Annotated in this window: 17 protein-coding genes and 1 pseudogene; 14 read left to right on the forward strand and 4 right to left on the reverse strand. The window is 58.6% G+C overall.

Annotated elements, in window-relative coordinates:
- Positions 1 to 141 precede the first annotated feature (141 nt).
- The 7 genes from CP556_RS27565 to CP556_RS17465 all read left to right on the forward strand — a co-directional run bounded on the left by CP556_RS27565 (position 142) and on the right by CP556_RS17465 (position 6,512).
- A complete protein-coding gene (locus CP556_RS27565) occupies positions 142 to 390 on the forward strand; it encodes a DUF7979 domain-containing protein (protein WP_486187782.1) in 249 nt (82 codons plus the stop codon).
- Positions 391 to 747: 357 nt separating this feature from the next.
- Positions 748 to 2,277 (forward strand): AMP-binding protein, encoded by a 1,530-nt coding sequence (locus CP556_RS17440; protein ID WP_098726767.1) that lies wholly within the window; start codon positions 748 to 750, stop codon positions 2,275 to 2,277.
- 301 nt (positions 2,278 to 2,578) lie between these two features.
- Positions 2,579 to 3,064 carry an Lrp/AsnC family transcriptional regulator gene (locus CP556_RS17445; RefSeq protein WP_176548228.1) on the forward strand — a complete coding sequence of 162 codons (486 nt, stop codon included), beginning with the start codon at positions 2,579 to 2,581 and terminating at the stop codon, positions 3,062 to 3,064.
- Between the two features lie 67 nt (positions 3,065 to 3,131).
- A complete protein-coding gene (locus tag CP556_RS17450) occupies positions 3,132 to 3,443 on the forward strand; it encodes a hypothetical protein (RefSeq protein WP_098726769.1) in 312 nt (103 codons plus the stop codon).
- A gap of 129 nt (positions 3,444 to 3,572) precedes the next feature.
- The gene (locus CP556_RS17455) at positions 3,573 to 4,631 is read left to right on the forward strand and encodes a phosphotransferase family protein (protein WP_098726770.1); all 1,059 of its coding nucleotides are present in this window, start codon (positions 3,573 to 3,575) and stop codon (positions 4,629 to 4,631) included.
- A 217-nt stretch (positions 4,632 to 4,848) separates the two neighbouring features.
- Positions 4,849 to 5,775 (forward strand): MBL fold metallo-hydrolase, encoded by a 927-nt coding sequence (locus CP556_RS17460; RefSeq protein ID WP_098726771.1) that lies wholly within the window; start codon positions 4,849 to 4,851, stop codon positions 5,773 to 5,775.
- Between the two features lie 2 nt (positions 5,776 to 5,777).
- Positions 5,778 to 6,512 (forward strand): MBL fold metallo-hydrolase, encoded by a 735-nt coding sequence (locus CP556_RS17465; RefSeq protein ID WP_098726772.1) that lies wholly within the window; start codon positions 5,778 to 5,780, stop codon positions 6,510 to 6,512.
- Between the two features lie 56 nt (positions 6,513 to 6,568).
- On the opposite strand, the gene CP556_RS17470 is transcribed toward CP556_RS17465, so the two are convergent.
- Positions 6,569 to 7,546 carry an MBL fold metallo-hydrolase gene (locus CP556_RS17470; RefSeq protein ID WP_098726773.1) on the reverse strand — a complete coding sequence of 326 codons (978 nt, stop codon included), beginning with the start codon at positions 7,544 to 7,546 and terminating at the stop codon, positions 6,569 to 6,571.
- A 637-nt stretch (positions 7,547 to 8,183) separates the two neighbouring features.
- Between CP556_RS17470 and CP556_RS27570 the strand changes: the two are divergent.
- Positions 8,184 to 8,433, forward strand: a pseudogene (locus CP556_RS27570) (transposase); the annotation flags it as partial.
- A 37-nt stretch (positions 8,434 to 8,470) separates the two neighbouring features.
- Here CP556_RS27570 and CP556_RS17480 read toward each other — a convergent pair.
- Positions 8,471 to 9,658 (reverse strand): CaiB/BaiF CoA transferase family protein, encoded by a 1,188-nt coding sequence (locus tag CP556_RS17480; RefSeq protein WP_098726774.1) that lies wholly within the window; start codon positions 9,656 to 9,658, stop codon positions 8,471 to 8,473.
- Positions 9,659 to 9,816: 158 nt separating this feature from the next.
- Positions 9,817 to 10,593, reverse strand: coding sequence for an IclR family transcriptional regulator (locus tag CP556_RS17485; protein WP_098726775.1), 777 nt, complete (start codon positions 10,591 to 10,593; stop codon positions 9,817 to 9,819).
- Positions 10,594 to 11,521: 928 nt separating this feature from the next.
- Between CP556_RS17485 and CP556_RS17490 the strand changes: the two genes are divergently transcribed.
- From CP556_RS17490 to CP556_RS17515, 6 genes are all read left to right on the forward strand, one after another.
- Positions 11,522 to 12,742, forward strand: a complete 1,221-nt coding sequence (locus CP556_RS17490) for a thiolase domain-containing protein (RefSeq protein ID WP_098726776.1) — start codon at positions 11,522 to 11,524, stop codon at positions 12,740 to 12,742.
- Positions 12,742 to 14,172: a zinc ribbon domain-containing protein gene (locus tag CP556_RS17495; protein ID WP_098726777.1), complete on the forward strand. Its 1,431-nt coding sequence runs from the start codon at positions 12,742 to 12,744 to the stop codon at positions 14,170 to 14,172. The genes CP556_RS17490 and CP556_RS17495 overlap by 1 nt, the downstream gene beginning before the upstream one ends.
- 206 nt (positions 14,173 to 14,378) lie before the next feature.
- A complete protein-coding gene (locus CP556_RS17500) occupies positions 14,379 to 15,518 on the forward strand; it encodes an acyl-CoA dehydrogenase family protein (RefSeq protein WP_098726778.1) in 1,140 nt (379 codons plus the stop codon).
- Positions 15,519 to 15,999: 481 nt separating this feature from the next.
- Positions 16,000 to 17,055: a TAXI family TRAP transporter solute-binding subunit gene (locus tag CP556_RS17505; protein WP_098726779.1), complete on the forward strand. Its 1,056-nt coding sequence runs from the start codon at positions 16,000 to 16,002 to the stop codon at positions 17,053 to 17,055.
- 7 nt (positions 17,056 to 17,062) lie between these two features.
- Positions 17,063 to 19,069, forward strand: a complete 2,007-nt coding sequence (locus tag CP556_RS17510) for a TRAP transporter permease (RefSeq protein ID WP_098726780.1) — start codon at positions 17,063 to 17,065, stop codon at positions 19,067 to 19,069.
- A gap of 131 nt (positions 19,070 to 19,200) precedes the next feature.
- Positions 19,201 to 19,455 carry a hypothetical protein gene (locus CP556_RS17515; RefSeq protein WP_098726781.1) on the forward strand — a complete coding sequence of 85 codons (255 nt, stop codon included), beginning with the start codon at positions 19,201 to 19,203 and terminating at the stop codon, positions 19,453 to 19,455.
- Positions 19,456 to 20,291: 836 nt separating this feature from the next.
- Here CP556_RS17515 and CP556_RS26790 read toward each other — a convergent pair.
- Complete coding sequence (locus CP556_RS26790) at positions 20,292 to 20,426, reverse strand: hypothetical protein (protein ID WP_255291496.1); 135 nt, start codon at positions 20,424 to 20,426, stop codon at positions 20,292 to 20,294.
- Positions 20,427 to 20,516: the final 90 nt, after the last annotated feature.

Below are 20,516 nucleotides of genomic sequence, written 5' to 3' on the forward strand. Positions count from 1 at the left end.
TTGACATCTGAGAAATGGGCGCACGATCACGCGGAGCGCGTCCCGTCAAACGATCGCGTTCGAACCGTCATAGCCCCCTAGTAGTCACTTATGGGAGGAAAAATTCAAACACGTGGAGGAGTCACCATGGAATGGATACTCATGACTGTGAAGGCCGTCACCCTCACGCCTGTCGATCGAATTCCGTGCGACTCGCGCATCCATCACTACGACGAACTCTGCGAGTCCGCAAAAAATCACCTGCCCCGTTTGGTCAGGACCGACGGGATGACTGTTCTAGTCCCCGATACGGTAGGTGCTGCGCTCGAACCATACGACATCGTAAAATTCACGGGATACTATCGAGTTACGGTTGGCGAAGAACCGTCGTCAGTGCGCGTCTCTAGCTGATCTCATCGTGGCGTCATCCGCATACTCCTCGCGAACGCTGCGTTCGAGCGACCGCTGTCATACTGCCCCAGTTCCATGGTACTTCGGCTCATCAATGGCACTTTGTCACAAACAGGAAGTCGATTTGTTTGGACACGGAACGTGGGCTCTCTTCCAAATATATAACGACCTAAGTACGTTATCAGCGGCCCGCAATGTCACAATATAACTGCCAAGACTCGTGCTGGCTAGCTATTCAATACCGGAGCAGTGCCAGCGTCGGATCGATCGGCTGATCCCGGCTCGGTCGACGGAACGGGTTCATGGACAGCAGATCAGTGAAAAACACTATAACGCTACTCGCAAGAGGAGACGACCATGAACGGGTTGACCCTCGGTAACGTGACAGAGACGAACGCACGGAAGTATTCGAACGGCAACTGTCTCGTGTCGCTCACCGGCGGGACGCGAGACGAGATTACGTTCCGGGAGTTCGACAATCGGGTGAACCAGATCGGGCGAGCGCTCGCGGACCGCGGCCTCTCGAAGGGGGACCGCATCGCGGTCTACATGCAGAACCACCCCGAAACGATCCAGACGTACTACGCAGCAATGAAACTCGGCGCACTGCCGGTACCGATTAACCACCGATTCAAGGACGAAGAAGTCGGGTACGTCCTCCGGGACAGCAGTGCATCGTTCTGTCTCTTCGATGAGGAGGCGCGAGAAACAATCTCCACGGTCGCTACGCGGGACGAGACGGAAATCGACGAGTATCTGTACCTCGGCTCGGACGTTCCCGACTTCGCTGACGGCTTCGACGCCATCCTCGAGGACACTTCTACCGACCGAATCGACATCGTCCCGGACCGACTCGACGACGCGGCCCTCATGTACACGAGCGGAACGACGGGGAAACCGAAGGGGTGCGTGCTCACGCATGACAATATCTTGCAGAACTCCGTGAACACGGTGTATAGCTGTAACTTCGAGGAGAACGAGGACCGCTTTCTCGTAGTGACGCCGCTGTTTCACATCGCGGCGGTCGCGTTGTTCAACAACACGTTCTACTGCGGATCGACGACGTATCTGATGAACGATTTCAATCCGGATCGCGTAATGGAGGTCATCGACGCCGAGGACATCACCGGATCGTTCTTCGTGCCCATGATGAGCCGTGCACTGCTCGACGCTGACGGGTTCGACGACTACGATATCGACTCGTTCGAGCACTACATGACCGGCGCTGCACCCTCCGGAAAGGAACTCAAAGAAGAAATCATCGACGCGTTCGACGCGAACCTCTATGAGGTGTTTGGACAGACGGAGATGGCCCCAGTCACCTGTCTGCTCGATCCCGAAAACGCACTCGAGAAGCCGGACAGCATCGGAAAGCCGATCACCAATGTGACGGTCAAAGTCGTCGATGCGGACAGAGAGGAAGTGGAACCCGGCGAGGTCGGTCGAATCGCGTATCGCGGTCCGACCGCGTTCAGGGAGTACCTCGGAATGCCGGAGAAGACTGACGAGGTCTTCGACGACGAGGGATACTTCGTTTCCTCGGATCTCGTCCGCCGGGACGAGGACGGATTCCTCTACTTCGTCGGCCGGTACGACGACATGATCGTCTCGGGCGGTGAGAATATCTATCCCGCCGAGATCGAGGAAGTACTTCACGAACACGAGAGCATCTCGGAGGCGGCCGTCGTCGGCGTTCCGGACGAGGAGTGGACGGAACGCGTGAAGGCTGCGGTGGTCCTCCACGACGGCGAATCGATGACTTCCGAGGTAGTCATGGACTACGTTGGGAGTCGCATCGCTGATTTCAAGAAGCCTCGCGAGGTGGAATTCTACGAGGAATTGCCGCGCAATCCGACCGGTAAAATCCTCAAAGAGAATCTCTCGTGAGGATCGGGAACGATCGACGAGCCGTCCCGCTCGTTGATGTCATCGTTCCCCGTGTTCGGCAGGGAGTAAACAATCTCGAAGTTTAGACTCGAGCGGTCCTCGGCTGTCCCGATATTGACGGCCGGGAGCCGTCGGATCTTCGGTCCGGGACCGGTGGTAGCCGTTGGCAGTTATCGGTGTTATACCGGTCTCAGGGCGGGTCGACACTGCATAGTGCTTCGCCGCACAGAGTCGGTTTCGGTGTCACTGCCCAGCAACAATATAAAGAGATTTTAATAGTTAGTAGATGCAGTACCAGAATATGCCAAGCCACGACAAAGACGATGTTCTCGAGATAGACGAGATCGATAGACGGATTCTGGAAATACTGGCGAACGATCCGCGAAGCCCGTACGCCGATATCGCGGACGAATTGGCGAACTACGACATCGATATGAGCAGCGAAGGGGTCCGCCGACGCGTCACGTCGCTGCTCGAGAATATGACGAGCTTCTTTCTTCCGCGTCCGGAACGCAATAGCTGGGAGATCGTTCTGATCACGATCGAGACCATCGACAAGGCGAACTCGAAACAGGAAGTCTTCGAGGCGATGGCGAACATGGACTTCTGGTTCGTTGCCGACGGATTCGGAACTATCGATCTGTACGGAATCGCCACCGCAGAGTCGAACGCGAAAATCGACGACCTGCTCACTCAGGTGCGGGCGCTCGATTCGGTGGCTGAGCTCGACTATTTCATCGAAACCGATCGCAACGTAAACATTAGAAACTACCTCCCAGTTTATTAGGCCCCTCAACTCTGAGCGATCGGTTGGAATGTGACCGTGTAGAACGGCGTACACCGGCGGATTCCGGATGGACCATCGCGACCGGATAGACCGTTTCGTCGGCGAAGTAACCGACGAGGTCCGCTACGTCCCCGAGGACTCCGATGCCGATTTTCTCCTCTTCGACGATCAGGCGACGCATATCGTCGATGGGATTCACGAAGAACCGATACTGCCGGACGATACGCTCTTTGCCGGTGATACTCGTCCCGACTACGCGGACGAGTATGTCGAGTTCCGCGACTCAGCATCGGCCGACTCAGTCGATATCGTTCCATGGAGAACGTTCTCTCGAACTGGACCAGTGAGTACGACTGGCAACGCACAGCAGGCACCATAGTACGGCAACTGGTATTGGCCGACGGTCGGTTGCCGTAACACCGTGATTTCACCGCTGGGAATCGGCTTCGGGATCATCCCTAGCCCTATAAGGTCATTTGTCTACAGAGTAGTATAGACGTTGTCTCCCATGACGAACCCGAACTACTTCGACCGGCTGATCGATGAACCTGCACTGCAACGGTATCTCGAAACGACACTAGGTTCTGCAGATAAATTCGACATCGACTATCATCGCGAGGGAAAATCCAACGAGACGCTCTTTCTCGACTGGGGTGACTACGATCTCGTCCTCCGTCGACCACCCGCTGGAGCGACGGCTGAATCCGCACACGATGTGCACAGGGAATACCGAATCCTGGACGCGCTTCAGGAGACCGACATTCCGGTCCCTCGAACAGTGGCGAGTTGTGACGATCACTCCGTTATCGGCGCGGACTTCTACCTGATGGAGCGGTGCCAGGGTACCGTCCTCAGAGATGAACCGGAACGGTTCGCGACACCTCAGTACCGCCGGGCCCTGTCGGAACGGTTCATCGAAACGATCGCTGCGATCCATACCGTCGATACGGCAACGGTCGGTCTCGATGACCTGGGCCATCCGGATGGGTACACCGAACGGCAGGTCGATCGGTGGACTTCGCAATTAGAGTGGGCATTCGAACGCACGGAAACGGAGCGATCGATTCCGTTACTCTGGGACGTCGCCGATTGGCTTGCCGCGAACGTCCCGGACGAATACGATCATACGCTCGTTCATGGAGACTACAAGCCCGATAACGTCATGTTCGGCCCGGAAACGCCACCGGAACTCACCGCCGTCTTCGACTGGGAACTCTGTACTCGAGGGGATCCGGCGATGGACCTGGGCTGGCTGTTGGTCTATTGGCCCGACGAAGGTGACCCAGAATACGGGAGTTCAGCCCTCCCGCAGTTCCTCACTCGCGACGGGTATCCGACGCGACGGGAACTCGTCGAACGCTACGAAACTGCCACCGGGAGGGAGTTCGAACAACAGCGGTTCTATCGGACGTTCGGTGTTTTCAAGATGGCCAGCGCCTGTGAGATGATGTACCGCCGCTATCTCGAGGGGAACGCCGACGACGAGTCGTACTCCAGGATGGAAAACCGAGTGCCGGATCTCGCTGAACGCGCGTCCCGAATCCTCGACGGAAACGAACCGTTGTGAAGCTCTGTGGGGACAACGATGAGTCAGCGGTATCCTCGAGTGATCATCGAGTCGAGTTTGACGTGCTCGGTACGGTTCGACATGTTCTCGACTGTGCGCCCTCTATTATGGAAATGGTCCGTTCGATCGCTCGCACCGACACCTCATCGAGACGTTCGGGGACCAGTGAATCACCCATCCAATTTATGTCTGTCCGCGTACCATACAAGCGCAGACCATGGCACAGACAGTATCCAACCCGAAGTATCGGGAGATCAAGGACGGGTTCTACTGGACTCAGGAGTGCCTGCCGCTGGGCACCCTGAGTGAACTCGACCGGTTCGACATGTCGAAGTGGATCGACGCCGACGAGGAAGTTCACGGCTGCCAGAATGCCTATCTGCTTGACGGAGAGCAGAGCCTGCTGTTCGACACATTAACCCAGCCGAACGGTGACCAGGTGGTCGATCTGCTTGAGAACTTGCTCGACGGCGATGACCTCGACTACCTCGTCATCTCCCATCCGGAGGCCAACCACGCGGGCAACACGTTCACCATTCTCGAGGCGTACCCGGAGGCGACACTGCTCGTTCCTGGCGAAGCGGCGGGACACGGCACCGGCCACGGAACTGAGCACGAGCTGTACCACATTGCGACTGACACTCCGGAGGATGTCTCCGAACTGGCGAACGAGATCCGATACATCGGTGACGGCGACACCGTCGATCTCGGCGGGTATACCGTCGAGTTTCACAGGCCCGTTGTGGCCGACCACTCGTTCACGCTGTGGATGACCGAGCACACCACGAACACGCTGTTCACCGTCGATTGGATGGGCTTTCTCCACCAGAGTTCGAACTGCGTATCATACGTGCACGAACTCGACCGCGAAGTCACGGTTGAACAGGTATTCCGGTTTCACGCGCTTGCATTTCCCTGGCTCCGCTTCTCGGATGTCGAGGCGATCGAGAAGGGCGTCGCAGACGTGAGGGAACGGTTCGATCCCGACATCGTTGCGCCGGCCCACGGGATGGTAACGACCGAGAATCCCGGCCAGTACATGGATCTGTTCACCGAGGCGGCGGCATACCTCTCCGAGGAGGGTGAGCACGAGAACATGCAGAGCAAACTCGAGTACATTCTGCGGCCGCCGACGGAGGTGTGACGATGGCGAGAGAACTCGTTGACGACGTTCACTGGATTAGGAACTGTCATCCGGACGATGGCCGCCACCTTCACATGTCCGAGTACCTGCTCCGGGATGGAACGGACACGATCCTCGTCGACTCGGGGTCGAGCCACTACCGCGAGGAGATCGTCAGCGAGGTGAACCGTCTCACTGACGGTGCCGGGCCCGACGTGGTATTGCTCACCCACTCGACGCTTCCCCACACTGAGAATGTCCCCGCGTTCGAGGACGAATGGGGAGAAACCGAGACTATCGCCGCTACGGGGCGGTTTCCCGAGGTCGTCGGCCTGCCGGACGCCGAAGTCCGCCAGTTGAACCAGCCGGTCGAATTCGCCGGCCGGCCGTTCACCTGCATTCATCCGTTGCTCACCGACGTAACGGTTTCTCAGTGGGCTTACGACCACGAGTCGGGCGTCCTGTTCACGGCGGAGGCGTTCGGACACTACCACGACGCCGAGAGCTGCGGGCAAATGTCCGCCGAGATGGAGGGCGGCATCCCCACGGAGCACATCGACGATTTCTACATGGACAAGCTACCGTTCGTCGATTTCCTCGACCGTGAAAAGCTCGGAGACGCCTTCGAGATGCTGTTCGACATCCTCGACGTGACGTACGTCGCCCCCATTCACGGCACCCCCGTAGCAGCTGAGGATATCGACGACTACGTCGACGATGTGATGCAGGCGCTCGATCCCCAGTCGGTCGATTCGTAATATCCGAGCGAACCGTCCGTAGGGAAATTTCCGGGACTACGGCGTGAGACGGGAACTTACTCGCGCTCTTGTGTGCCAACTTCGTACCGTTTGACACCATCTCTTTCGCTGATTACAACGCGATTCTCGTCCTCCAGAAGGTCGAAGTGGCCGATCACCTCCGACATGCCGGAGAACATTTCAGTCGCCGGAAGGTTCGGAAACATCTCCCTCGTAATCCGATACGCTGTCGTCGGCTCACGGTCGGCTACGAGTTCGAAGATCCGTTCTTTCCGATCTTGATGGTGGGCGATCGTCTCTCTCGCCCGGTCCTGAAGGGCGAGGATCGGTTCGCCGTGGCCACCGTACCCCACCGCTCCCTCCCGATCGAGTAGCTTCCGGAGCGACTCGAGATAGGTCGGCAAACTCCGCGTTCGCTCGTCATCAGAGCCGGGGACGAGCGTGAGTAGCGGGTTCGGCGTGATGTCGGGAAGGACGTGATCGCCGGTGAACATGATATCTTCGGACGCCGCGAGGTAACAGATCGAACCGGGGGAGTGGCCCGGGGTAGAAATACACTCCAGATCGATCCCGACGTCGATGACGTCTCCGTCTGCTATTTCGTGGGTGACCGTGACCGGATCCTGGTAATCGGTGTACGGTTCCGGCAGTTCGAGTACTGTCTCGACCGTGTCCGTCGGCATCCCCATCGACAGCAAGAAGGGTCGGAAATACGCCCGTTCCGCTTCGAAGTGTCCGATGGGATCCGACAAGCGCTCGACGGCATCCTCATGCGCGAATACGGATGCGCCCGATTCCTCGGCGAGTTGGTCGACGAGCCCGAAGTGATCCATATGTGGATGGGTGATAAGTATCCGATCGATGTCATCGATGCTGCGGTCGAGACCGGCGAGCGCACGGTCTAGTTCCTCGTGGGCTTCGGTGGTCGCCGGTCCGGGGTCTATGACAGTCAGGCCGTTTTTGAGAATGAGGTAACAGTTCACCGGGCCGACGCCGAACGGTGTCGAAATCGAAACGCGTTCTATCGCATCCATGATTGTGATAGTCAACCTGATCGCTTATAACGTCTCCCGTCACGAGCGGTCCAGCCGTTGCAGTTCCGCATGGACTGACCGAGATACACGATTTCTCCGACAGTGAGTCTCGTCGATGGCTATGGATCTCTGAGTGCCATCGCTCGAGGAGGAGGACCCCCCCCCCCTTCACCATCTGTAGCATCCGTTAGAATTTTCTACTCACTTATTGTCGTTGACTGTAGTGATCATCTCGTCGAGGTTCCTGTCGATAAATTGCAAGACGCTCTCGACAGCCTGGAGAGAAAGAAGCCGACACAGCGGTTATTCACAGCAATGGAATTCAAAATCGGTCGTGCGCAGACAGAACTAGCCGAGCGGTACGACGTTCAGCGATGACCGATCTCTCGTCGGTCTCGAGTCGCCCGAGTCGGCCGTTGCTAATATACGCCCTATTTGGAGAGGATAAATAAGAAATATTAGCAAATATTCGAAAGAACTGTTCACGAATCGCCCAGAGAGTCGGGATTCGGGTTATCTGTCGTGTAGAATCTACACGTTTATCCGTAAAGTTCTCTGGAGCGGCGACGGGACGTGTCTTTCGGCCATGATTACCGAGGACAAGGCTCGACTCCTCTCTCAACTTTGATCTGATTCTGAAGATGATTCAACCGTGGTTCTGGACGGTGCACCGTACTTACAAGCGTCGGCTGTCACGGACCCGCGGCTCATGACGACCTCGCATTTGTCACGTTACCGGCGCGTTCACCGCACCACGTCCGGTCGAGGAATACCGTGGACAGTTCCACTCAGCGCTTCGCAATCGATTCTGTGATACACGGTCTGAATTCACAACAGCGATCGATACTGCTCTTCCTCACTCTATACCAAGAGTGAGTAATTATTTCTGCTGCCTACTATCGCTGTTGTCGACCAGACTCTCGGTCATCCTTCGGCGAAGACAACGTCCTGTTCGAACAGGTCCACGATTTCACGCTCGGTGTACGAGAGCGTCTCGAGGATGTCGACCGTGTGCTCTCCTTTTTTCGGCGGTCGGGAGGAGAACGTTCCGTCGTGGATCGCCGAACGAAACCTGAACGGCAGCGCGGGGGTGACGACGTCTTCGTCGGCTTCCGGATTGTACGAATCGACGAGCATCGATCGGTCGGCGACGTGGGGATCCGTGTCCACGATGTCGCCGACCGTCCGTACTGCGCCGGTCGGGACGCCGGCGTCCATGAGTCCCTTTTCGAGTTCGATCTGGTCGTACGACTCGAACTCGGTTGTGAACTCGTCCTTGAGGACATCGCGGTGCTCGAGCCTGTCGTCGATCGTCTCGAAGCGCTCGTCCTCGAGCAGGTCTTCACGGCCGAGGAAGTGACAGAGGCGCTCGTACATCGCTTCCGAGAGCGTTGCGAGGTAGACGTACCCGTCTCCGGTTTCGAAGACGCCGTTGGGCGCGCTGCCAATCCCCTGTCCGCCTGCGCGTTCGGGCAGCTCTCCGGTCCGGTCGTACCGCGAGATCCAATAGGACATCCACGACACGGCGACGTCGAACAGCGAAATGTCGATTTCGGTGCCCGATCCGCCCCGGTCCCGCTGGCGAACGGCAGCCAGAATCGCGTACGCGGCATTCGCACCCGTTCCGCAATCGATCAGACTCGCACGTATCCGGACCGGGGGCCGGTCGAGATAGCCCGTGGTCGCCATCAGGCCCGAGATCGCCTGGACGCACGGATCGTATCCGGGATACGAACTATAGGGCCCGGTTCGGCCGAACCCCGAGAGCGAACAGTAGATGACGTCTTCGTTTCGCTCACGCACCGACTCGTAATCGAGATCGTACTTTTCGAGGACCCCTGGACGGAAACTCTCCACGACGATATCGGCTTCGCCGACCAGTTCTGTGACAATCGCGTGTCCCTCCTCGGTTTTCATATCGACGCAAACGCTTTCCTTGCCGTGATTGAACGGGGTAAACATGCTTCCGCCCATCAGATTCCGGAAATTGTCGCCCGACGGCGGTTCGACCTTGATCACGTTCGCGCCCATCTCCCCGAGTAACTGCGTACAGACCGGACCGGCTATCGACTGAGTGAGGTCTACGATGGTAAGATCATCTAACGGTTGCATACAAGTGGCGATCACACCGGATTGAGAAAGACTTTTTGGGAACTGTCCGCACCCGCTGATGATCGTCCGACGGCTATCGTTTCGCACTCGCAGTACGTGCGAGACGGTTCGTACGAGCAGTACAGAGATCAGCGCCGGAGGGAGGCGACCATCCGCGATCAGGAGTACGTGAGATTCAACTCGATTTCGTTAACGGCGCTTAGCATGACATCCGGAATCTTGTCTTCGAACCGCCCGCTATGCATTCGATGGCTCGGTCCGGCGATGGCGAACGCCCCGAGAACGTCGCCCTCCGGCCCTCGCAGAGGAACTCCAACGGCGTGGAGTCCGTTCGTACTTTCGGCCTTATTGAACGCGTACCCTCGATCGCGGATCGTCTCGAGTTCCTCGAAGAGTTCGGATTCGGTTGTGATCGTCGACTCCGTTGCGGCCGGCAGTCCGTGCTGGGCGATTATGGCTTGCACACGTTGTTTCGACAGGTTGGCGAGGATCGCTTTTCCGCCCGAGACCTGGTGCATATAGAACCGCGTTCCGAGTCGGGCGCGGCTAGAGACGCCCTTCTGTCCTGCCTCTCGGGTTAGTACGACGGTGCGACCGTGTTGCTCTGTCGAAAATTGAACCGTTTCACCGGTTTGGTCTGCAAGCTCTCTCACCTTGGACGTGATCTGTTTGACGCCGTCGAACTGGCAGAGCGCATATCCACCGATATCCAGGAAATGAAAGCCAATTCGATAGCTGCCGTCGTCATTCACGACGTAATCGTGCTCACGTAACGTGGCCAGATGTTTGTGGACCGTCCCCTTTGACACGTCAACTGTCGAGGCCAGTTCCGAGACGGTCGCTCCATTTTGCCGTTTTAATTCGGCAATTATCTCAAGGGTAGTTTCGACGCTCTTGATCCGCGTAGTCGACGAACCGCTTCCGTCTGGGGACATTATCCAATAAATGGTTGACAATGGGAAAAAGTTTACCCATTCGAAATTGATGCGGACTCTCTTTCGTTTGTCTGACCACTACGACGAAGCACTCGAGAGAACACGGCTGCCGTTCCCGAGTGGAACGTCAGAGTGTGGCGCTGCAGTCGAGAACGACGATATCACGATTATTTCCGTTTCACAGGCTCGAGAGTAGGTCATGCTGTTACTCCCTTCGCGGTTCGCTCTTTTACAGTCGATTCCTCGCCGATATCCGTTTCGTAATACGAAATAATAGCCGTGCTCCGAACACTTCTCTCGCGGCCGATGAAGAGGAGCACGCTGTACGAATGATACGCCGAAGTGGCGGCTAAATTATTCCTCCCTTTTCGTTGCATTACTACGCACACTCTGGGGTACAGTTCTGCGTCCCTGTATCGTGCTCAGAGCGATTCAGATCTGCTTTACAATAGTACGACAGTAAATACCGTCCGCGTTGTGACCGGATCGATGTTGTGAGCGGATCGTGATTATACGGCCGTAGTGTTGTAAAATAAGGCGCATCTATATCGCTTACCGGCCGTAGTTGTAAATAGACTGTAAAACTACGGTTCGTGTCCCTAACACTTTGGAGTGAGGCTTCGAATTACGAAACGCCGCTTCAGATAACTTCCCTTCTCTCCGTTTTGTATCCTCGGTTCCATTCCTCACTGTATATTCTCGATCTGATGGACAATTTCGATATAGTAGCGAAAAATCCCGCATATACTCTCATTTCCAGCGCACGAGTGCGACTTCACAATGGTGTTTTGTAGACTTGCGATGGGTGGTGCACGAAACTTCGGCTCCCATTGAACGGCTACTCGTCGAGTCGAAGTCGTCCGTTCTCCAGTTACTCGGATGCGGACAACGGTGTGCTTATTTCGTGCCGATTGGTACTGATATGCGTATGCCAGACGCCTACTTAGTCGGTGCAGGACAATCAGACTACGGAACATTTCCCGATGAGAGCTACCGCTCATTGTTTCGAACGGCGTTCGACGCCGCAGTAGAAAACGTCCCAAAGGGGTTCGAGACGGCCGACGTCGATGAAGCTTTCATCGGCACGCTCGGCGTCGGTGGCCGTCAGCTCGGTCTCTCCGGGCCGGCGGTGACCGAACACGTTGGCCTCGACGGCGTCCCCTGTACCCGCGTCGAGAACGCCTGCGCGGCGAGCGGCTTCGCGACCCGCCAGGCCGTCCAGGCGGTCAAATCCGGCATGGCAGACGTTGCCCTCGCGGGCGGCTTCGAGATTATGACGGACATGAGCTCGGATGCAACGAAGTACTGGCTCGGCGTCTCCGGCGAAACCGAGTGGGAGCGCCTCTCCGGGACGACGTTCTCGGGCGTCTACGCCCAGATGGCTAGCGCACATATGGAAAAACACGGGACCACGCGCGAACAGCTCTCCCGCGTCGCCGTCAAGAACCACTCGAACGGAGCGAAGAACCCGCATGCTCAGCTCGGGTTCGAGTGCTCGCTCGATGACGCCCAGTCTGCCCCGATCGTCGCGGACCCGCTCAATCTCTATCACTGCTGTCCGACTTCGGACGGCGCGGCGTGTGCGCTGATCGTCAGTGAGGACGTCGTCGACGAGTACACGGACGACCCGATCCGGGTCGCCGGCGTCGGTGCCGGGAGCGACACCGTCGGGCTCTTCCAGCGCGATTCGTACACCGGCATTCCAGCTAGCCAACGCGCCGCCGAAACCGCCTACGAGATGGCCGATGTCAGCCCCGCCGACCTCGATTTCGCGGAGGTTCACGATTGCTTCGCGATCGCCGAACTGCTCGCCTACGAGGATCTGGGCTTTTGCCAGAAGGGTGAGGCCGGACAGCTCATCGAGTCCGGCGCGACTGAACTCGACGGTGACCTCCCCGTAAATACGTCGGGCGGGCTCAAATCGAAGGGGCACCCGATCGGTGCAACCGGTGCGGGCCAGGTCGTCGAAGCGTTCAAGCAGCTCTCTGGAACAGCCGGCGAGCGACAGGTCGAGAACCCGATGCGCGGTCTCACGCACAACGTCGGCGGCAGCGGCGGCGCCTCGGTGATCCATATCTTCGAGCGCGAGGAGCAACGCTCCTCGAGCGGACATCGTCCGCGAGAGAAGGAAACGGAGGTGAGCGCGTAATGGCCGCTATTACCGCCGTCGGCGCCTACGCGCCCCGTTTCCGCATCACCGCTGAAGAGTTCGCAGAGGCATGGGGTCACTTCCAGGCGTCCGGTATCTCCGAGAAGGCTGTTCCCAGCGCCGACGAGGACGCCCTGACGATGGCCTACGAGGCCGCAACCCGCGCGATCGAAGCTAGCGATTTCGATGCCGCGGAGGTGGACTGGCTCGGGTTCGCGTCCTCGAGACCGCCGGCGGCCGAAGAGGACCTCACCGCCCGGCTGGGTGCGATGCTCGGTCTTTCCTCGACCACGGCGAGACAGACCTTCACGGGCAGTACGCGCGCCGGGACGCGAGCTCTCTGGGCCGGGATGGACGCGGTCGAGACTGCGGCCGGCACGGCCGTCATCGTTGCCGCCGACGCCCCGCACGGTGATCCGGACGACGAGATCGATCACGCTGCTGGCGCCGGAGCCGCGGCGTTCGTTCTCGAGGCGAATGGACCCGCTGAGCTCGTTGACCGTGCGGAGTACGCCGCGCCGTATCCGGGCACGCGATTCCGCACCACTGGCGAGGACGAGACGCAGGGACTCGGCGTCACGCAGTACGACCGGCAGGCGTTCACCGAAACGATCGGCGGCGCCGTCTCCGGGCTCGAAGTCGAGTCCGGACCGGAGGCAGCAGCCATCCAGGCACCGAACGGGAAACTGCCCTATCGCGCCGCGGGCGCGGCTGGGGTCGGCACCGACGAGATTCAGGCCGCCGCGACGGTCCACGAGCTGGGCGACCTCGGTGCCGCGAGCGTTCCCGTCTCGCTCGCCGGCGCGCTCACGGGCGGCTACGAATCGATCTTGGCCGTTTCCCACGGCAGTGGCGCCGGCGCGGACGCCCTCCTCGTCACCGTCAGCGGCGACGTTCCCGCGAAGATTGCTATCGAGAGCGACGATGCCATCTCGTACGCCGACTACCTGCGCCAGCGGGGCATCGTTACGTCGGGACCGCCGTCGGGCGGCGGCGCATACGTCAGCGTGCCATCCTGGCGGCGCTCGCTCCCCCAACGGTATCGACTCGAGGCGGGTCGCTGTCCCGAGTGTGGTGCGCTCGCGTTCCCGCCGGAGGGTTCGTGTGACGACTGCGGCGCGCTCGCCGAGTACGATCCTATAGAACTCCCTGGCGAGGGAGTTATTGAGGCCGTCACGACGATCTCACAGGGTGGTGCGCCGCCGGAGTTCGCTGCCCAACAGTCGCAGTCGGGCGACTACGCAGCCGCGATCGTCGCCCTGGAGGCCGAAACCGATAGAGAGACCGTCAGTGTGCCGGCGATGGGCACCGATGCGGACCCGTCCGCGTTCGCCGTCGGCGACCGAGTTGAGACGACGATCCGCCGAATCTACACCCAGGAAGGCGTTACGCGATACGGGTTCAAGATTCGCCCGTCGGATGACGAGTAACGACGGGAAAATACGGCGTCCTATCGAACGGCCGTCCCGACTTGAAATCACGTTCATCGTTTCGAATGCGAATATTTGTCGACACTGTCGTGTCGAGATCGCCCCCTCGAGACTCGGCGTCTGGACGGACTCGAGACGATACGGAGGGTATTCGTCATACTGATTCGACTCGAAACTACTTTCACCCCCGTCTAACGAGTACCTGTATGGCATTCAGTCTGTCCGACGAGCACGAAGCCATCCGTGCTGCCGTTCGTGAGTTCGGTGAAAACGAGATCCAGCCGGTCGCGGAAGAACACGACCGAGAGGGAAAATATCCCGAAGAGTTACGACGAACAGCCGCGGAGTACGATTTCGTCGCACCCAGTATACCGGTCGAGTACGGCGGCGCTGGCATGGACAAGCTTTCGAAGACGATCGTTACCGAAGAGCTGTGGCGAGCCGACCCCGGAATCGGATCCGCAGTCGGCAGCGCGGGGTTCGGGACCAACATGATCGTCGAATTCGGCGACGATTGGATGAAAGAGGAGTGGCTGCCGAAGGTCGCAAGCGGCGAAGTCGCCTCCTGTTCCTGTATTTCTGAGCCCGCTCATGGATCGAACGTTTCGGGTATCGAGACCGTTGCCGAAAAAGACGGCGACGAGTACATCCTGAACGGAAACAAGATGTGGATCACCAACGGCACGGTCGCTGACATCGGTGTCGTCATGGCGAAGACGAGTCCGGGAGAGCGCCACCGCGGTATCACTGCCTTCCTTCTGCCGATGGACACCGACGGCATCTCCACCGAGAAGATCGACAACAAGCTCGGTATCCGCGCCTCCGACCTCGCAGAGGTCGTCATCGACGACGTTCGGATTCCCGAGGAGAACGTTATCGGCGAGGTCGACGAGGGGTTCTACCAGCTCATGGAATTCTTCGCCTCGGGCCGAACCAACGTCGCTGCACAGGCCGTGGGCGCTGCGACGGGCGCGCTCGACGCTGCGGTCGAGTACGCTAATCAGCGCGAACAGTTCGACCAGAAGATCTCCGAGTTCCAGGCCATCCAGCACAAAATCGCCGAGATGGCCACCAAGGTCGAGGCGGCTCGCTCGCTGACCTACCGCGCCGCAACCGAGGTCGAACGGAACAACCAGGACGTCGCCGCGCAGTTCTCCAGCATGGCGAAGCTGTTCGCCAGCGAGATCGCGGTCGAGGTTGCGGACGAAGGAATCCAGGTCCACGGCGGTTCGGGCTACGTGACTGACTACCCCGCCGAACGCTACTACCGCGACGCCCGCATCACGAAGATCTACGAGGGAACGAGCGAAATCCAGAAGAACATCATCGCCGATCGAGTGCTGTAACCGTTCGCTGTGAACGGCCGTTGTTGATGCACGCTCGAGGTGGAACAGTATCCTGTCCCGTTTCATCTCGCTGTGTTGTCTCAGTAAGGCGGATGCAGTAACGAGACGCTCAAACTGAAACCGAGAGCGGGTATTGCTGTAGGGGTCTCTGAAACGAATTATACACGTACTGCATACACGTACCGCAACGCGTAAACTCACCACATAGAGCTCTCTCGTGAGATGCGTTCAGACACTCTCAGAGCGTTCCAACTCCGCCGCGGGCTCTGCCGAAAATCAGGACGGGATCAGCGCAATCACGCTATCCGCGCGGTACTCTGAAATCGATACTATAGCCGTGAGCGTCCGACCCAACCGGACCGTTCTCACTGATTTCCCCGAGCGGCGTGAAGAAAGGACAGAGACACGACAACTATATCGGTGCTGAAGGCCTCCACCGTTTCCAAAGATTTAATTGGGAAGAATACACCGAGTAGTGTGTATGACTTCCACGAGAAGACGGGATATTTTGAAAGTAGCAAGTGGTGTCGGTGCTGCAGCGCTGGCCGGCTGTCTCGGCGGCAGTGGTGGAATGGCATCGTTGAGCGTTGGCATCCCGGGCGCGAGCTCGACGACCGGTGCGGCGAGCAACTCCTTCCAGCGCGTCGTCAAGGACCAGTCCGGCGACACCGATCCGGCCGGCGAGATACGCTGGCAGAACCAGGATACCGGCGGCGACCCGCCGAGTCTTCGTCAGTTCTCACAGGGGAACCTGCAGGCGCTGACCGCGGGGAACTTCATCGTTGCCTCCGCTCAGGAGGACAAGGAACCGTTCGCAGAACGGCCGGTGGAGACGCTCCCGCAACAGATGTTCTCCATCACCTCGCTTCACATGCACGTGGTTTCCGTCAAGGGGTCAGGTATCCAGACGACCGATGACCTTGCCGGGAGCAACTTCTGGCCGCTGCCGCCATCGTGGGGACTGCGTCAGCTGGCCGAGACCGTCTTCTCGAATGCCGATCTCTGGAGCGAACTCCAGAACTCCGACTCGATCGTCAACGCGGATACGGGCGACGTCGCCGGCCTCATCGAGGAAGGTAACATCGATGCTCTGGTGGCCTACGGCGCTGGTTTCCAGAATCTCGCCGGCTGGGCGACCGAGGTCGACGCGCGCGCCGACCTCCAACTCGTCGAGTTCACTGACAGTTTCGTCGAGGCCGCGAACGGCACCCGTGGGACGAGCCACAGCGAACTCGACGTCTACGGCTGGCAGCAACAGAACTTCGACACCGACAAAATGGACGTCTACGGCGCGGACTTCCAGTTCTGGCTCGGTAACGACACCTCTCGCGACATCGGCTACGAACTCGCGCGGATCAGCAACGAGCACACCGAAGCGATTCAGGAGGGGCAGCCGGCGTACCTCGATCACAGCGACGCCGAGACCATGGCTTCGCTGTATCTCGAGGATCTCCCGGTCCACCCCGGTCCGTACGACTATCTCGAGGAGCAGGGTGTCGATATGAGCGCATACACCCGCGGCGAAACCAGCGAATAGAGCGCCCATGAGCGAGACCAAGAGCGAACCGCCCGTCTGGTCGCCATTTGATCTCCGACGGGAGCATCTGCTGAACAACCTCATCACCGTCGTCGCCCTGCTCTTCTGGGCGCGGGTGCTGCTGTACGGGCTCACTCAGGAGGTGCCGCGGGCAAAGTACGGCGCCGCTTTCCTCGCCGGTGGCGTCCTCATCTACACTCTCGACGAACTCCGCAATCTCGACGGATCCGACCGACTCGAGCGCCTCGGGCTGTGGATCTGTGCGCTCGTCGGCGTCACCGTGCCGGCCTACGTGTGGCTGCATTACGAGGTCCTCGAGACCCAGCGAATCGGCTACGCCCTGGGCTACGAATACGCCATCGGCGGCCTGTTCGGGCTCGTCGTCCTCTATCTGACCTATCGGGCGTTCGGGGCCGCCTTCGCGGGCGTCGTGATCGCTTCCGTCCTCTACGCCTACTTCGGCAACCTCATCACCGGACTGTTGGGCCATGGGGGGGTCGCTTTCGAACAGATCATCAACGTCCTGTCGATGGAGTTCGACGGCTTCTTCGGCTCGATCACGCAGGTCGTCGCCGTCAAGGTCGCGCTGTTCCTGCTTTACGCGGGGCTGATGCGCGGCTACGGTGCGTTCGATCTGATCATGCGCCTTTCGTTCCGGACGGCGAAGTACCTCCGGTCGGGGGTCGCCCAGTCGGCGGTTATCTCGAGTCTGATCGTCGGCTCGATCAACGGGGCGCAGACGGCAAACGCCGCGATGACCGGTTCCTTTACCATCCCATTGATGAAAGAAAGCGGGATGAAATCGGACTCGGCCGGCGGGATCGAGGCCGTCGCCTCCGCCGGCGGGCAGATCATGCCGCCGGTAATGGGTGCGGCTGCATTCGTCATGGCCTCGCTCATTCCGGGACTCGGCTACGTCGACGTGCTCATCGCGGGCATCATTCCGGCGGTGGTGTTCTACATCTCCGTCGCAATCGGCGTCCACTACATGGCGGTCAAACAGCTCCCCGAGGGCGGCATTAATATCGAAGGTCGACTCGAGGATCTGGACGATGGGTATCACCCGCTCATCGAGGCGATCCGATTCGGCGTTCCCTTCGCCGTGTTGCTGTACACGCTCGGGATCGCTCAGTGGACGGTCATTAGTTCCGCGCTGTACACCTGTGGGGCGATGGTGCTGACGGGCACGGGGATCCCCCTTCTGCTCAGCGTCGCCGACGGCGACGCGGACCCGATCGAAACGGTCCGCGACGCCGCGAACAACACGGTCTCCGGATTCAAGTTCGGAGCCGTCGCCATCGCGCCGATCGCAATCATCATCGCGGCAGTCAACGGGATCGTCGACTTGCTGAACGCGACCGGTCTTCCGGGCAAACTCTCGCTCGCAATCGTCGGCGTTGCCGGCGGCGTCCTGCTATTCACGGCTATCCTCTCGATGGTCGTCTGTCTCATCCTGGGACTGGGGATGCCGACCGTGGCGGCGTACACCATCGTCGCGCTGTTGATCGCGCCGACGTTGACCGGCGAATTCGCCATCGACCCGGTCGCTGCTCACTTCTTCGTGCTCTACGCGGCGATCCTTTCGGGGATCACGCCGCCGATCGCTATCGCAGTTGTGGTGACGACCGGCATCGCCAACTCGAACTTCTGGAAGACTGCGGTTGAGGCACTGAAACTCGGGTTTCCGCTTTTCGTTCTCCCGTTCTCGTTCATCTACAACCCCGAAATCGTGACCGGCGGACTCACCCTTGCGACCGTCAGTTCGGGACTGATCCTTCTGCTGGGTGCGGTCGCGATCATCCACGGTCTCAACTGTGCGCCTCGCCCCTTCGATATCTCGGCGCCACTGAGCTACGGCATACGCGCAGTGTACGTTGTACTCGGCGTCGTCGCGATGGTGTGGCCGTCACTGACGCCCCGTATCGGTGCCGCAGCGGCCGCGATACTATTCATCGCGGTCCAGTCGAGGATAGCTGAGACTCCCAACGTCGGTTACGTTGCCGAAGGCGATTAATCGGCTCGCGGTACTGTTTTCCGATCGCCCTGACCGATCGTGGTAGACCCCTCGGAATCGCGCTCTTCGCGGAGTACCCACAATTCCTCCACAGTCGACTTTCGTGTTCGCCCCACGTCGTTATCGACCAGTTGCGAGAACTGGTACTCGAAGCCTGGGACAGGGCCGTGGCCGACGGCAACTTCGACGATATAACCGAGGTTCCGTGGTGGCCGCCACACGAGAACGTGGTCGGTGAGGAGAACCAGATTCAATACATCGTTCTCGCTCACAACGGCCGATCGGGCGTCGCTCCAAACACGATCAAGGCCAAAATCGTCGCCGTTGCCGACGAAATCGCGGTCGATGGAATCTTCTGGGAATTCCTTCATCGACTCAAGGAGTGACCGTTCCGATCGAGCCGATTCCGATTCCCGGTTCGTTTCTCGAGTGCGATGGCTTTCTCGCTGACCAAGTTATAAGTAGATGTGTCGACACCACATAACGTATACGACCCACTGACATCGAAGCTGTTTCGAGTTGTTATCATCTGCATTGTCTTCGAAACTAACGCCACCAGTATTGTATATATAATGCAATAAATGTTCAGTTCTACGTGAATGGTTTCTTTTATGGCATTCAATAATATGATTTTCACTCGGTAGCTGATTTCCACCGCTGAATCCGCACAAAACACGATACACCGGCTGGTGAGTTTCTCGTTGATCGATTCGATTATCGGATTTCTTGTTCGTGGAGGACGAAGCGATCAGGACAACTCTACTGGTCGAAATCGAGCCGAAAAGCGGTTTATCCACTCGAGGTGCGTATCGATCGCTTCCGGAACTCGTAAGTGGGCGGTCGGACGAATATTCGTCAATGAATTGTTACATTCACACATTACTACGTTAGTCGAGACCGTGTTGAGCTTTCGGTGGAAACGTACCAGCCGGGGAGGGGCAAAACGAGACAGTGACCGATTCGACACAGTGTCAATAACTATACCATCATCTGTGAAACGTGTTATTGCCGGTTGGTGAATACAACTCGAGTCCGCATCGAAACGGATTGCTCCGGTGCACCGACAGATAGCACCGACGTAGTTCGTGAAACCGGCGCGTTGAAGCGGGAATCCTCACTCTCCGCAACGCGAGCGACCGTCTCTGCTATCAAGCGTACTGTCGACCACTGAAACTACGATCCGTCTAGCGATTCACCGCGGTCAGTCATATGGAATACCGGATCAGCGGAGCATACTCGCGAGCAACTCGATGTATTCTATGAACGAGGGGGTTGGAGTTCCGGGCATGTAGATCGGGGGATCAGGCTGCTCGAGGCGGACGTTGGTAATCGGATCTCTGTATTCGGTTCGTTTCATAGGCTAGATTCGAGTCGGGGCTATTTATACTTTCACAGATATAGTTTCTGTATAATACACCAACAATCGTTATTGACCACTCTATTCACG

This window comes from Natrinema sp. CBA1119 (assembly GCF_002572525.1).
GTDB lineage: Archaea > Halobacteriota > Halobacteria > Halobacteriales > Natrialbaceae > Natrinema.

What these genes read in the sequence shown, in the direction of transcription:
- CP556_RS27565 (WP_486187782.1), top strand. Translation starts at nt 142, where the DNA reads ATGACTGTGAAGGCCGTCACCCTCACGCCTGTCGATCGAATTCCGTGC.
- CP556_RS17440 (WP_098726767.1), top strand. Translation starts at nt 748, where the DNA reads ATGAACGGGTTGACCCTCGGTAACGTGACAGAGACGAACGCACGGAAG.
- CP556_RS17445 (WP_176548228.1), top strand. Translation starts at nt 2,579, where the DNA reads ATGCCAAGCCACGACAAAGACGATGTTCTCGAGATAGACGAGATCGAT.
- CP556_RS17450 (WP_098726769.1), top strand. Translation starts at nt 3,132, where the DNA reads ATGGACCATCGCGACCGGATAGACCGTTTCGTCGGCGAAGTAACCGAC.
- CP556_RS17455 (WP_098726770.1), top strand. Translation starts at nt 3,573, where the DNA reads ATGACGAACCCGAACTACTTCGACCGGCTGATCGATGAACCTGCACTG.
- CP556_RS17460 (WP_098726771.1), top strand. Translation starts at nt 4,849, where the DNA reads ATGGCACAGACAGTATCCAACCCGAAGTATCGGGAGATCAAGGACGGG.
- CP556_RS17465 (WP_098726772.1), top strand. Translation starts at nt 5,778, where the DNA reads ATGGCGAGAGAACTCGTTGACGACGTTCACTGGATTAGGAACTGTCAT.
- CP556_RS17470 (WP_098726773.1), bottom strand. Translation starts at nt 7,546, where the DNA reads ATGGATGCGATAGAACGCGTTTCGATTTCGACACCGTTCGGCGTCGGC.
- CP556_RS17480 (WP_098726774.1), bottom strand. Translation starts at nt 9,658, where the DNA reads ATGCAACCGTTAGATGATCTTACCATCGTAGACCTCACTCAGTCGATA.
- CP556_RS17485 (WP_098726775.1), bottom strand. Translation starts at nt 10,593, where the DNA reads ATGTCCCCAGACGGAAGCGGTTCGTCGACTACGCGGATCAAGAGCGTC.
- CP556_RS17490 (WP_098726776.1), top strand. Translation starts at nt 11,522, where the DNA reads ATGCCAGACGCCTACTTAGTCGGTGCAGGACAATCAGACTACGGAACA.
- CP556_RS17495 (WP_098726777.1), top strand. Translation starts at nt 12,742, where the DNA reads ATGGCCGCTATTACCGCCGTCGGCGCCTACGCGCCCCGTTTCCGCATC.
- CP556_RS17500 (WP_098726778.1), top strand. Translation starts at nt 14,379, where the DNA reads ATGGCATTCAGTCTGTCCGACGAGCACGAAGCCATCCGTGCTGCCGTT.
- CP556_RS17505 (WP_098726779.1), top strand. Translation starts at nt 16,000, where the DNA reads ATGACTTCCACGAGAAGACGGGATATTTTGAAAGTAGCAAGTGGTGTC.
- CP556_RS17510 (WP_098726780.1), top strand. Translation starts at nt 17,063, where the DNA reads ATGAGCGAGACCAAGAGCGAACCGCCCGTCTGGTCGCCATTTGATCTC.
- CP556_RS26790 (WP_255291496.1), bottom strand. Translation starts at nt 20,426, where the DNA reads ATGAAACGAACCGAATACAGAGATCCGATTACCAACGTCCGCCTCGAG.